This window comes from Amycolatopsis sp. NPDC102522, from assembly GCF_055584485.1.
Map to the genome: position 1 here is coordinate 176,259 of NZ_JBVJLY010000013.1, position 12,361 is coordinate 188,619.

Genomic DNA, 12,361 nt, shown 5'->3' on the forward strand with positions numbered 1-12,361 from the left:
GCAAACGTCAGGCGGGACACCGGGGAGGCTCGAGGGTGCGTCATCGTCAGGTGCTCGCGGTGGCGACGGTCGCGCTGTTCGGTTTGTCGGGATGCGCCGATCGTCCCAACGACCTCGACACCTACTACGACGACCCGACACCGACGCCCACGGTCGAACCCGTGCAGCCTTCGGTGAAGCCGCAGGCCGCCCCGGTCCCGCCGTCGTCGACCAGGGCTCCGGTCCCCGCGGCCGTTTCCGCCGCGCTGCTGACCGACGAGGACGTCGCCGAGGAAGAGGTCGTTCCCGGCGAGAGCAAGGTGTCCGGCTGTCTGACCGGTCTCACCCGCGGCAGCAGCCGGTCGACGGCGTGGTCGTACCCGAGCGGTTCGACGCTGGAACATCAGGTCACCGAGTACACCGACCGGGACGCTTCGGACGTCGTCGCCCAGGCGGACTGCGAAGGAAAGAAACTTACGCTGACGAAGCAATCCGGTGTCGAAGTCCAGCGCGCTTGGTGCGAAGGCACGACATGCACGGTGCTGCTCGCCAAGGGGAAACTCGTCTCCGCCCTCAGCGTGACCGCCGGAACCGAGGCACGGGCGACCGACGCGGCGAAGCGGCTGCTGCCGATCGTCGCGCAGCGCCTCCGTTCGGCCTAGCGGCCGGCTTCCCGCCGGAACCACTCCAGCGCGCCGAGCCGTCCGTCGGGGATGAACCGGCTCTCCGGATCGTCGAGCCACGAACGCAACTCGGGCAGCGTCAGCCACCGTCCTTCGACCACTTCGGACTCCTGATGGACGAAGGGGCCGTCCCACCGCGCTTCGAAGGCGAAGTTATGGGCCCGGATCGTCTCGTCGTCGGTGACATGGACGAAGAGCGGCCGTATTTCCACTCCGTGAACACCCAGTTCTTCAGCCAGTTCACGGCGGGCGCAGTCCTCCGGCGTCTCGCCCGCCGCGACGATGCCGCCGGCCCAGCAGTCCCAAGTGGAGGGATAGACATCCTTGGTGGCCGTACGGAGATGCACGTAGACGCGGTTTCCGTCACCCGAACGGACCAACACCACGCCCGCCGCGTGCCAGAGTCCTTCGGCACGGACCCGGGAGCGGGTGGCCGTTCCCACCACGGTTCCGTCGAGGTCATAGAGCGCAACGAGTTCGTCACTGCCTGACATGGGGGGCATCGTCGCACGCCTCCGACCCCGTAGGGTGGTGGGTATGCGGCGGATCATGGGAACCGAAGTCGAGTACGGCATCGCGGTGCCGGGCGACGCGACGGCGAACCCGGTACTTACCTCGACCCAGGTCGTGCTCGCTTACGCGGCCGCGGCGGACATCCCGCGGGCAAGGCGGGCGCGGTGGGACTACGAGGTGGAGTCGCCCTTGCGCGACGCCCGCGGGTTCGACCTGACCGGTCCGAGCGGCCCTGGACACGACCCGGACGTCGAGGACCTCGGCGCGGCGAACGTGATCCTGACCAACGGAGCGCGGCTGTACGTCGACCACGCTCACCCGGAGTATTCGGCGCCCGAGGTGACGAACGCGCGCGACGCGGTCATCTGGGACAAGGCGGGGGAGCGGGTCATGGAGGAGGCGGCGCGCAAGGCCGCCACCGTCCCCGGCCAGCCGCCGCTGCAGCTGTACAAGAACAACGTGGACGGCAAGGGCGCGAGCTACGGCACGCACGAGAACTACCTGATGCAGCGCTCGACACCGTTCACCGCGGTGATCGCGGGGCTGACGCCGTTCTTCGCGTCCCGCCAGGTGATCACCGGTTCGGGCCGCGTCGGTGTGGGGCAGCAGAGCGAGGAAGCGGGCTTCCAGCTTTCGCAGCGTTCCGACTACATCGAGGTCGAGGTCGGCCTGGAGACGACGCTCAAGCGCGGGATCATCAACACCCGCGACGAGCCGCACGCCGACGCGGACAAGTACCGCCGCCTCCACGTCATCATCGGCGACGCGAACCTGGCCGAGTACTCGACGTACCTCAAGGTCGGGACGACGGCGCTGGTGCTGGACCTGATCGAGGCGGGCATCCGGTTCGACGACCTGAAACTGGACGAACCGGTGCGGGCGGTGCACCAGATCAGCCACGACCCGACGCTCAAGGCGAAGGTGTCGCTGGCCAACGGACGGAAGTACACCGGGCTGGACCTGCAGTTCGCCTACCACGAGATCGCGTCGGCGAACCTGGAGCGCACCGGCGCGGACGAGGCCTCGAAGGAGGTCCTGCGGGTCTGGGGCGAGATCCTGGACGCACTGGCGCGGGACCCCCAGGAATGCGCGGACAGGCTGGACTGGCCGGCGAAGCTGCGGTTGCTCGAGGGCTACCGCGCGCGGGATCAGCTGGCCTGGGGCGCGCCGCGGTTGCGGCTGGTCGACCTGCAGTACTCGGATGTCCGGTTGGACAAGGGCCTGTACAACAGGCTCGTCACCAGGGGCTCGATGAAGCGCCTGGTGTCCGAGGAGGAGGTGCTGGAGGCGATCACGACCCCGCCTTCGGACACCAGGGCCTACTTCCGGGGCCGCGCGTTGGAGAAGTACGCCAACTCCATCGCCGCGGCGTCCTGGGATTCGGTCATCTTCGACGTCGGCAGGGAGTCGCTGGTGCGGATCCCGACGTTGGAGCCGTTGCGGGGCACGAAGGCCCACGTGGGGAAGTTGCTGGACGACTCCGCGACCGCCGAGGAGCTGGTGGAGGCGCTCACCGGTTCGGACTAGCGGTATTTCCTTTCATCGGGGTTAAGCGATCACGGATCCCACGGAATGTCGGGACCGCTGGGTAGGCTAGGAAACATCGGCCACACCGGGAGGCGAGATGGCTCAGGAAAAGATCGAAAAGCACGGCGGCGGCGACTCGGACGAAGAGTTCGAGGACGGCGGTCCGGCGGGCCAGGAGCGGCGCGAGAAGCTCGGTGAGGACGTCGACACGATCCTCGACGAGATCGACGACGTACTCGAAGAGAACGCCGAAGACTTCGTGCGTGCGTACGTGCAAAAGGGCGGCGAGTAACCGTCTTCCGGCGGCCCGCGCGGCCGCCTGCGCGGAGCCGTCGGATCACACAGATTGGAACTTTGAGCACGTATGGAACACACCTCGGGTAAGTCGGCGCTGCCCGCCGCGTACTTCTCGTCGGCGACCTCGTCGTTCTCGGACTTCCTTCGGGCGCAGGCGCCCGAGCTGCTCCCGGAGCGGCGTATCGCGGCCGGTGCGGGCGGGCTGGACGCGCCGCACGGTACGACGATCGTCGCGGTCAAGTTCGCGGGTGGGGTGCTGATCGCCGGTGACCGGCGGGCGACGTCGGGCAACCTGATCGCTTCGCGCGACATGGAGAAGGTTCACGTCACCGACGGGCACTCGGCGGTCGGCATCGCCGGCTCGGCCGGGCTGGCGATCGAGATGGTGCGGCTGTACGCGGTCGAACTGGCGCACTACGAGAAGATCGAGGGTGTTTCGCTCTCGCTCGACGGCAAGACGAACAAACTCGCGGGCCTGGTGAAGTCCAACCTCGAGATGGCGATGGCGGGGCTGGCCGTGCTGCCGCTGTTCGTCGGGTACGACCTCGACGCGGAGGACGCGAAGCACGCGGGCCGGATCGTGTCGTACGACGCGACGGGCGGGCGCTACGAAGAGAGCGCCGGTTACCACGCCATCGGCTCGGGTTCGCTGTTCGCGAAGGGGTCGCTGAAGAAGCTGCACGACCCGGACGCGGACGCCGAAGGCGCGATCCGGGTGGCGGTGGAGGCGTTGTACGACGCGGCGGACGATGACACCGCGACCGGCGGGCCGGATCTGGTGCGCCGGATCTTCCCGACGATCGTGACGGTCACCGCGGAGCAGGGTGCGGTGGCGTTGCCGCTCGAGCAGACGACAGCGGTGGCCGAGGCCATCGTGGCCGCGCGAGCCGAGCGCGGCCGTTAGCCGTCCTCCCTGTCCCTTTCCGATGAGAGCCAGAAAGAGCGGAGCACCACAGTGACGATGCCGTTGTACGCCTCTCCCGAGCAGCTGATGCGGGAGCGTTCCGAGATCGCGCGCAAGGGCATCGCGCGCGGCCGGAGCGTGGTCGTGCTCAAGTACCGCGGTGGCGTGCTGTTCGTGGCCGAGAACCCCTCGGCGACGTTGCACAAGGTGTCGGAGATCTACGACCGGATCGGTTTCGCGGCCGTGGGCCGCTACAGCGAGTTCGAAAATCTCCGTGTCGCCGGGATCCGGCACGCGGACCTGAAGGGTTACCAGTACGACCGGCGGGACGTCAGCGCGCGTGCGCTGGCGAACGCGTACGCCGCGACGCTGGGCAGCATCTTCACCGAGCAGCTGAAGCCGTTCGAGGTCGAGGTCTGCGTCGCGGAGGTCGGCGCGACCGCTGCCGAAGACCAGCTGTACCGGTTGACCTACGACGGCTCGATCTTCGACGAGCCGAAGTTCGTCGTGATGGGCGGTCAGGCCGACACGCTCAGCACGAAGTTGAAGGAAAGCTACGAAGCGGACCTGGAGCTGGAGGTGGCGCTCGGTGTCGCGGTGAAGGCCTTGCGCGACAACACCCCGGCGCCCGCCAACGGCGACTCGGACCCGGTGAAGCTCGAGGTCGCCGTCCTCGAACGGGAGCGGCGCGGCCGCAAGTTCCGCCGGGTCACCGGCGCGGCGCTGGACGCGCTGCTGCCGGCCGAGCCGGAAGAGCCGGAGGAGGACGAGTCCAAGGGCGACAAGCCCGCAGGCGAGTCCAAGAAGGACTGAGTCTCTTCAGTATGTGAAGGCCCCCTTGCCCGCTGGACGCGGGGAAGGGGGCCTTCACCTATTCGGCCCGCCGTACACAGTGGACGCAACCCATGGCGTAGTCCTTGAGGGACTCTGGGTCCCTCAAGGAGGCCTTCACGGACTAGGGAACTCGTGGTGCGAAGGGGCGGCGGTGAGGTGTCGGTGCGGGTGGTCGTGAGTGGCAAAGAGCGTTATTGGCGGGTAAGGCAAACGTGTCGGGCTGGTGAAGGGAACCTTCCCCGCGTGCGATGCGGCGAGAGTCCCCTTCGCCAGCCCGACACTTGCCACTCACGACCACCCGTACGACACCTTGCCTTGCCCCTCGACAGGCAAGCCCTCGACAGGCAACAGAGGCGAAAGCCCGTGAAGGCCTCCTTCCCTACCTTGACAGTAGGGAAGGAGGCCTTCACGGCGTTATGCCGGGACGATCAGCGGCCTGCCTGCGATCAGGCGGCGCCGGTGCCCCACCACTGGCTGCGGCCACCGGCGATGAAGCTCCACAGCTGGAGCCGCGTGCCGTTGGAGGCCGAGTTGCCTTCCGCGGTCAGGTAACGGCCGCTGCTCGGGCTCTGGAAGCGGATGTAGTTCTCGGGGTTGACGCTGCCGCCCCACCACTGGTTCTTGGCACCGGGGATGTAGTCCCACAGCTGCACGATGGTGCCGTTCTGGTTCATGGTGTTGAGGTCCGCGTCCAGGTAGCGGCCGCTGGCCACGTTCTGGAAGCGGGTGAAGCCCTCGGGGTTGTCGGTGATGTAGAACGCCTGGTGGTCCGCGTCGAAGTTGCAGTCCCAGACCTGCATCTTGGTGCCGTTGCGGTTGAGGGTGCCGAGATCGGCGTCCCAGCACTTGTTCGAGTCCAGTCCGGACGGGATGAGGAACATGTCCGCGTCCGCGACACCGGCGGCCTGCGTGCGGGCGCCGGTGGAGGTCCGCTTGACCGGGATGAGCTTCATACCGTTCACGGTGACCGTCTTGAACCCGTCGCCGGTGGGCTGCGGGGCCGCGGTGGCGGCGGGCGCGGTGGCCAGGGTCAGGACACCCGCGGCGGCGGCGATGATTCCCGCCAGGCGCTTCATTTTCGTCATTTTCTTTCCCCTTTGTGGAAAGCGTTTTCTCCCAGTGAAGTGAAGGGGAACGGCAGGGCTCGTCAGGCCGCGACGAAACGCGGCCTGGTGGCCTTGCCGGTGAATCCCCCTCGTGGAAGGCTCCGCGTAAACCCCCGAGAAGCGGACCTTCTGTGAACATCATTCAGGTCTGAACCACGGCCGTCGAGGAGATTTCCGATGGCGGCAATACCGCAGTTCAGCGATGTAACGGAATGACCTGGCTCGCGATCACACGGCAACGACTCCGAGCAAAGGCGAGGACCATCCGTGCGTATCGAGCTGACGTTGCAGGACCTGACGCGCGTCCGGCTCGCGCCCGAAGCCGATCCCTTGGCCGAGCTCGTTTCCAGCCTGCAGATCCTGCAGCGGCGTGACGCGGGTTCGGCGTTCTTCAACCGATGGCGATACCGGGTCCGGCTCGGGTTGGCGGAGTCGGCTTCGGTACTGCTGTGGCTGTGCCGCCCGTACGCGCCTATCCCGGCGTTCCTTGTCCCGGGCGCGGAAGAATGCGGTTTGGAGGCCGGGCTCGCGGAGATCGCCCGCACCGAATCCGTGTGCTTGAAGTCGGCTTTGCGCGACGCACCGGTGAACCGGGAGCTGCCCGCCTGGGCGGCGGGATTGCCGGACGGGGACACCGCGGGGCTGCCGAAGCTCGTCCAGGCGATGCAGGACTACTTCGAACTGTCGCTGGCGCCGGGCTGGGAACCGGCACGGGCCCAGGTCGACGCGGACCGGGGGATGCGGGCGCAGCTGCTGCTGCACGACGGGGTGGACGCGGTGCTGGCGAGCCTGCGGCCGCTGGTGCGCTGGTCGTCCCCGGTGCTGGAGATCGGCGACGGGATCGTCGGCTCCTGTGGCACGGACGGTGCGGGGCTGCTGATTTCGCCGACGTACTTCGCGGTGTGCCCGGTGGTCGTCCCGCCGTCGGGACGGGCGCCGGCCCGGCTGCTGTATCCGTCCGTGCGGCAGGCGGCCCCGTCGACCGGGTACGGCCGCGACGTGCGGAGATCGCCGGAAGCCGCGCTTGCCGACCTGCTCGGGCCGACCCGCGCGGCCACGCTCGCTGTCCTCGCCGTCGGCTGCAGCACGTCGGAGCTGGCCGCGAGGCTGGGAGTGTCACCGTCGGCCGCCAGCAAGCACACCACCGTGTTGCGGCGCGCGGGGCTGATCACCACCGCACGCGACCGCAACGCCGTGCTGCACTCGCTGACGCCGCTGGGCAGTGCCTTGCTCGAAGCTTAGAGCCGGTAGATGGTGAGCGCGCTGGACCGCGACCGGAACAGGAAGTCGTTGCCGAGCGGGCCGACCTCGCCGTCGGTGGCGACGCGACGGTTGCCGTCGAGCAGCCGGACGTGCAGTTCCGGGACGTCGAGTTCCTGGTAGACGTGGCTGGCGTTGAGGCTGTTCGTGATCGTCGCGAGGATGAACCGCGCCCGCGAATAGGGCAGGTCGGCTCGCAGGTAGCGGACGTCGAGCAGGCCGGTGTCGAGTGCCGGGCGGTGCGAGGGCGCGAACCCCTTCGGCGAGTAGGTGCCGTTGCCGACGAACAGCAGCCAGATGCTGGTGTGCTTGCCGTTGAGGGTCACTTCCAGCGGTTTCGCGCGCCGGAGGGTGCGGGCGAGCGCGATCGCCGCGGACGGCCACTTCGGGTGCCGCTTCTGCAGCTTTTCCCTTATCCGCACCATTTCCGGGTAGCCGCCGAGGCTGGCGGTGTTGACGAAGTAGCGGTGGTCGTCGTCGTTGATCTCGACCTCGCCGAGGTCGACGCCGACGGCGTTGCCCGCTTCGGTGGCGGCGTCGGCGTCGGGCATCGAGCGCATGCCGACGTCGCGGGCGAAATGGTTGAGGGTGCCCGCCGGGATGAGCGCGAGCGGCAGGTCGTGGTCGGCCGCGACGGCGGCCACCGCGGCGACCGTCCCGTCGCCGCCCGCGACACCGAGCGCGCGCACCGTGTTGTCTCGGGCGGCGATCTCGTCGCAGAGCTGCTCGCGCAGGTCCCGCTTGGAGTCCGGGTACAGGATGGTGGCCTTGGGCCAGGCGAAGCGGGCTTCCTCGGTCGGGTCCTGGCCGTCGATCCCCGAATGCGGGTTGACCAGGACGAGCATGTCCTCGCCATCGCGCATTTCGGGCGCTTCCGCGGTGTGCGCGGTGCGGCCCGGGGAGTCGGGGTTCAGCGGCCACCAGTGCCGCGTCAGCAGGCCCGCGCCGATGCCGATGCCGATCCCGACGCCGACGTCACTGGGCCAGTGGACGCCGGTGTGGACCCGGGAATAGGCCACGGCGGCGGCCAGCGGCACGAGGGCCGCCCCCGCCTTGGGCGATTCCATCGCGACGGCGGTGACGAAGGCGGCCGCCGACGCCGAGTGGCCGGAGGGGAACGACGACGAGGTCGGACGCCGGACGAGGCGGCGGTGCACCGGCACCTCCTCGGCCGCGGGGCGGCGGCGGGGGAACAGTGGCTTGCCGATCAGGTTCGCCGCGGCGCTGGCCCCGGCGATGGCGGCCACGCCGCGGAGCGCGCCCCGGCGCGTCGGCCCCTTCTTCGTCGCGAGCAAGATCGCGACACACCACCAGAGCTTGGACTTGTCCGCACTTCTGGAGAGTGCGGTGATCACGTCGTCGGTCCTGGTCCTCGGCAGGGCGGCACTGCGCGCCATCAGCCGTCGGTCGGTCCGCCCGACCTTGCGGAAAGGGCGCTTGAGCTGCTTTAACACGGGTTCCCCACTTCCGGGCCGGGACGTCATGTGCGTGATACCCGATCGGGACTTCCCGCACACCTTTCACCGAATGCAACGTACCGACCGCGTGTCGCCGCCCGAACGGCGCACCTTCGGTGGGTCTTCACCGCCTACTCTGGTGGAATGCAGCGGCGGATCTTTGGCATCGAGACCGAGTACGGGGTGACGTGCACCTTTCACGGGCAACGCAGGCTCTCCCCGGACGAAGTGGCGCGTTACCTGTTTCGGCGTGTCGTGTCCTGGGGGCGTTCTTCGAACGTCTTCCTGTCCAACGGCTCGCGGCTCTACCTCGACGTGGGCTCCCACCCGGAGTACGCCACGGCCGAATGCGATGACCTGGTGCAGCTCGTCACGCACGACAAGGCCGGGGAGCGGATCCTCGAAGACCTCTTGGTCGACGCCGAGCGACGGCTGGCGGACGAGGGCATCGGCGGCGACATCTACCTGTTCAAGAACAACACCGACTCGGCGGGCAACTCCTACGGCTGTCACGAGAACTACCTGGTGACCCGTGCCGGGGAGTTCTCGCGGATCGCCGACGTGCTCCTGCCGTTCCTGGTGACCCGGCAGTTGATCTGCGGCGCGGGCAAGGTGCTGCAGACGCCGCGCGGCGCGGTGTACTGCCTGTCCCAGCGAGCGGAACACATCTGGGAAGGCGTCTCCAGCGCCACCACGCGTTCGCGGCCGATCATCAACACCCGCGACGAGCCGCACGCCGACGCCGAGCGCTACCGGCGCCTGCACGTGATCGTCGGCGACTCGAACATGGCCGAGCCGACCACACTGCTCAAGGTCGGGTCGGCGAACCTGGTGCTGGAGATGATCGAGGCCGGCGTCCAGTTCCGTGACTTCACCCTGGACAACCCGATAAGGGCCATCCGCGAGATCAGTCACGACCTCACCGGCCGTCGTCAGGTGCGGCTCGCCGGCGGCCGTGAGGCGTCCGCGCTGGACATCCAGCGCGAGTACCACGCCCGCGCCGTCCAGCACGTCAAGGAGACCGGTTCGTCGCCGCAGTCCGAGCGCGTCGTCGAGCTGTGGGGCCGGGCGCTGGAGGCGGTGGAGCAGCAGGACTTCAGCAAGATCGACACCGAGATCGACTGGGCGATCAAGCACCGCCTCGTCGAGCGCTACCGCAACAAGCACGACCTCGACCTGTCGAGCCCCAGGATCGCTCAGCTCGACCTCGCCTACCACGACATCCGGCGTGGCCGCGGCATCTTCGACCTGCTGCAGCGCAAGGGCCTCGTGCGCAGGGTGACCGACGACGGCGAGATCGAGCTGGCCAAGGACACCCCGCCGCAGACCACGCGGGCGAAGCTGCGCGGTGACTTCATCGCCGCCGCGCAGGCCGCCGGGCGTGACTTCACCGTGGACTGGGTGCACCTCAAGCTGAACGACCAGGCGCAGCGGACCGTGCTGTGCAAGGACCCGTTCCGCTCGGTGGACGAACGGGTCGAAAGGCTCATCTCCTCGCTCTGACCGGCACCCGGCTCAGAACCGACAGGTGATCGTCACTCCAGGTACCGTGGAGATCGCTGTGGGTTCTGAGCCGGGGAGGGCGAGGATGGACGACGAGCGGTGGGCTTTCGAGGAAGAGCTGGAACTGGACGACGATCCACCGAGGTAGCCGGCGGCTGACTAGGTTCCCGAGGAGGACCGGATCAGCGGGCAGGATCGGGACGGTGTCGTCACCGTGGTCGTGTCGCCTGATGCCGATGCCCTCTCAGTGGCCCTCTCGCGGTAGTGGAAACAGTCGGTCGACCCGCGCGGACTGCACAGCGCGGTGACGGCGGCCGCGAACGCCGCCACCATCGCCGCCTTGGGCAGGCAAGTGGACGACGTCGTCCGCAACCCGCCCCCGATGCCGACCTTCGGCGCGACACCCGAGTCCGACGCCGACGAGTCGCCGCTCGGCACTCAGGACATGGTTCGCCTCGTCGAGGCCGCGACCGCCGAGCTGGCGAAGTTCACCGAGCTGGCCGCCGCGGTCGTCGATCGCCGCCTCACCGCCGAGAGCGGCGGCGGCCATGTCCAGGGCACGGTGGCCAACGGGCAGATCGTCGCCGTGGAAATCGACCCTTCATGGGTGGTGGTCCTGCGATCGCCGAGATCATGGGACTGCTCTTCGATCCGCACCGAATGGCGCGCAGGGTCGGCCTGGAGCCATCGATCAGTAAGGAGCGGCCGTAATGGCGGACGCCTACGACATCGCGTTGGCGCTGGACGCGCTTCGGGTGGAGTGGACCTTTGGGACGCGGCCGCGGACGCTCTCGCCCCTCCGCGGGCGGCGATCGAGCCACTGGGCCTGACCCCGCGAGACGTCATGTCGTATGCGGCGGCGAAGGGGCTCGACAAGCAATACAACCAGACCCGTGCGCTCATCCAGGACATGATCGACCAGGCCGGAAGCAACTTCCGCGCACTGTCCACTTCCTTGCGCGCGGCCGCCGAACGGTACGCGCACGACGAGGACCAGCGCGCGGCCGACATCGATCGCGTCGGCCGCGGCTAGCGGAACATCCGAGGGGAATCCACCATGACGGCCGCTGGAGCCAATCCGGTCATCGATCAGTCGCTGGAAAAGCTTCGTGAAATCGAAGAGAAGATCCGTGAGCTGTTCGACAAAGTGAACGACGTGATGAGCTGGGTGCCGGACGTTCTCTCGGATTTGATCGAACCTGTCCGCCGGGGAATGAACGCGCTGAACGGGAAGATGACCGAGTTCTGGGACTCGATCAACCGGTTCATCAATGACGAACATCGAATGGAGTGGCAAGGCGGCAGAGGCGTACAAAGTCACTGTGTCCGCTCAAGTCGCGGGGCTGAACTCACTCAAGGAACTGGGGTTGCAGATCAGGAACTCCCTGGTCAACCTCGCCAACGGCCTGGACAGCTTCTGGACTCAGATATATGGAACCTTCGCGGCCCTGGCTATCGCTGCCGTCACTGCCATCCTCAGTGCCATCAGTGTTGTCGGCATTCCGGCCGCGGTCGCGATTCTGGTCGGGATGATCGGCACTGGCATCGCGTCGATCATCACCACCATCAGCGCGGTGGATACGCTCACCAACGGCATCGGGGTGGAACAAACCGCGATTCAGGACAAGGTGAACTCTCTTGGTGCCACGTGGCCCAGGACCAACACGGAATCGATGTCGCACTCGACTGACTGGAAGCGACAACCGTGACCTACTCGACCGCGTGGCCGGAGGAGCCCTACCGTCGCCTCCCGCCTGGAATGATCGGAACCATTCGCGAAATCGCCACCAGCCTCGGGGTCGGAACGGGCGCGATCGGACTGGCCATGGTGGTCGCCATCCAGATCGCGGGGCGAGTTCTTCCGACCTCGACCGATGGTGCCAATGTCGTCACCATGGGGATGGCCACCTTCGCGGCCGGCGCGTTGCTGTTGTCGGGAATCGCCATGCTGATCGCACGGACGCTCGTGAGAACCGGCCAGATCGATACCAAAGGCGCCATCCTCCTGCGAGGAGTCGAGGCGGGGCTGTGCACAGGCGCGATTTTCACGATGGCAGTTTTCTTGTTCTTCTCTGTGCCCGGGGTGGCTTCGTCCGGGCGGTACAACCCGCAAGATCGCATCGACGTGACGCCCGGCATCGTGATGTACACGCTCCTGCCGGTGCTCGCGATGATCCTGACGGTCGTCAACCTCGTCGTCGCCCACCGGTTGTTCTTCCCGACCGTCGGGAAGGCGCGGAAGCATCTGGCGCGGGAGTCCGGCTGACTCGGGTCTCGCCAGGTCGCCGTCGGCCGGGC

General features: G+C 67.8%; 13 protein-coding genes. 10 read left to right on the top strand and 3 right to left on the bottom strand.

Translation table 11 applies throughout. From position 1 onward, the window contains the following. Positions 1–35 precede the first annotated feature (35 nt). Entirely contained in the window at positions 36–641 is a 606-nt protein-coding gene (locus ACZ6YV_RS27900) for a hypothetical protein (RefSeq protein WP_465512420.1), read from the top strand. Here the strand turns inward: ACZ6YV_RS27900 and ACZ6YV_RS27905 are convergent. Next, on the bottom strand, positions 638–1,156 hold the full coding sequence (locus ACZ6YV_RS27905; RefSeq protein WP_465512421.1) for an NUDIX hydrolase: 519 nt from the start codon (positions 1,154–1,156) through the stop codon (positions 638–640). The genes ACZ6YV_RS27900 and ACZ6YV_RS27905 overlap by 4 nt on opposite strands. A 43-nt stretch (positions 1,157–1,199) precedes the next feature. Between ACZ6YV_RS27905 and dop the strand changes: the two genes are divergently transcribed. From dop to prcA, 4 genes are all read left to right on the top strand, one after another. Further along, positions 1,200–2,702, top strand: coding sequence for a depupylase/deamidase Dop (gene dop, locus ACZ6YV_RS27910; RefSeq protein ID WP_465512422.1), 1,503 nt, complete (start codon positions 1,200–1,202; stop codon positions 2,700–2,702). 97 nt (positions 2,703–2,799) lie between these two features. Next, entirely contained in the window at positions 2,800–2,994 is a 195-nt protein-coding gene (locus ACZ6YV_RS27915) for a ubiquitin-like protein Pup (RefSeq protein WP_037319666.1), read from the top strand. Positions 2,995–3,066: 72 nt separating this feature from the next. Further along, on the top strand, positions 3,067–3,903 hold the full coding sequence (prcB, locus tag ACZ6YV_RS27920) for a proteasome subunit beta (protein WP_465512423.1): 837 nt from the start codon (positions 3,067–3,069) through the stop codon (positions 3,901–3,903). 51 nt (positions 3,904–3,954) lie between these two features. Beyond that, a complete protein-coding gene (gene prcA / locus ACZ6YV_RS27925) occupies positions 3,955–4,716 on the top strand; it encodes a proteasome subunit alpha (RefSeq protein WP_378240230.1) in 762 nt (253 codons plus the stop codon). A gap of 467 nt (positions 4,717–5,183) precedes the next feature. Here prcA and ACZ6YV_RS27930 read toward each other — a convergent pair whose 3' ends face one another. Next, entirely contained in the window at positions 5,184–5,822 is a 639-nt protein-coding gene (locus ACZ6YV_RS27930; RefSeq protein WP_465512424.1) for an RICIN domain-containing protein, read from the bottom strand. A gap of 288 nt (positions 5,823–6,110) precedes the next feature. Here ACZ6YV_RS27930 and ACZ6YV_RS27935 point away from each other — a divergent pair, with 288 nt between their 5' ends. Beyond that, entirely contained in the window at positions 6,111–7,085 is a 975-nt protein-coding gene (locus tag ACZ6YV_RS27935) for an ArsR/SmtB family transcription factor (RefSeq protein WP_465512425.1), read from the top strand. Here ACZ6YV_RS27935 and ACZ6YV_RS27940 read toward each other — a convergent pair. After that, the gene (locus ACZ6YV_RS27940) at positions 7,082–8,557 is read right to left on the bottom strand and encodes a phosphatase PAP2 family protein (RefSeq protein ID WP_465512426.1); all 1,476 of its coding nucleotides are present in this window, start codon (positions 8,555–8,557) and stop codon (positions 7,082–7,084) included. The genes ACZ6YV_RS27935 and ACZ6YV_RS27940 overlap by 4 nt on opposite strands. A 147-nt stretch (positions 8,558–8,704) precedes the next feature. Between ACZ6YV_RS27940 and pafA the strand changes: the two genes are divergently transcribed. From pafA to ACZ6YV_RS27960, 4 genes are all read left to right on the top strand, one after another. Then, positions 8,705–10,063, top strand: coding sequence for a Pup--protein ligase (gene pafA / locus ACZ6YV_RS27945; protein ID WP_465512427.1), 1,359 nt, complete (start codon positions 8,705–8,707; stop codon positions 10,061–10,063). Positions 10,064–10,367: 304 nt separating this feature from the next. Further along, complete coding sequence (locus tag ACZ6YV_RS27950) at positions 10,368–11,096, top strand: hypothetical protein (protein WP_465512428.1); 729 nt, start codon at positions 10,368–10,370, stop codon at positions 11,094–11,096. A 238-nt stretch (positions 11,097–11,334) separates the two neighbouring features. Next, a complete protein-coding gene (locus ACZ6YV_RS27955) occupies positions 11,335–11,772 on the top strand; it encodes a hypothetical protein (RefSeq protein ID WP_465512429.1) in 438 nt (145 codons plus the stop codon). Beyond that, on the top strand, positions 11,769–12,329 hold the full coding sequence (locus tag ACZ6YV_RS27960) for a hypothetical protein (RefSeq protein ID WP_465512430.1): 561 nt from the start codon (positions 11,769–11,771) through the stop codon (positions 12,327–12,329). Before ACZ6YV_RS27955 ends, ACZ6YV_RS27960 begins: the two co-directional genes overlap by 4 nt. Positions 12,330–12,361 lie beyond the last annotated feature (32 nt).

What these genes read in the sequence shown, in the direction of transcription:
- ACZ6YV_RS27905 (WP_465512421.1), bottom strand. Translation starts at nt 1,156, where the DNA reads ATGTCAGGCAGTGACGAACTCGTTGCGCTCTATGACCTCGACGGAACC.
- dop (WP_465512422.1), top strand. Translation starts at nt 1,200, where the DNA reads ATGCGGCGGATCATGGGAACCGAAGTCGAGTACGGCATCGCGGTGCCG.
- ACZ6YV_RS27915 (WP_037319666.1), top strand. Translation starts at nt 2,800, where the DNA reads ATGGCTCAGGAAAAGATCGAAAAGCACGGCGGCGGCGACTCGGACGAA.
- prcB (WP_465512423.1), top strand. Translation starts at nt 3,067, where the DNA reads ATGGAACACACCTCGGGTAAGTCGGCGCTGCCCGCCGCGTACTTCTCG.
- ACZ6YV_RS27930 (WP_465512424.1), bottom strand. Translation starts at nt 5,822, where the DNA reads ATGACGAAAATGAAGCGCCTGGCGGGAATCATCGCCGCCGCCGCGGGT.
- pafA (WP_465512427.1), top strand. Translation starts at nt 8,705, where the DNA reads ATGCAGCGGCGGATCTTTGGCATCGAGACCGAGTACGGGGTGACGTGC.
- ACZ6YV_RS27955 (WP_465512429.1), top strand. Translation starts at nt 11,335, where the DNA reads ATGACGAACATCGAATGGAGTGGCAAGGCGGCAGAGGCGTACAAAGTC.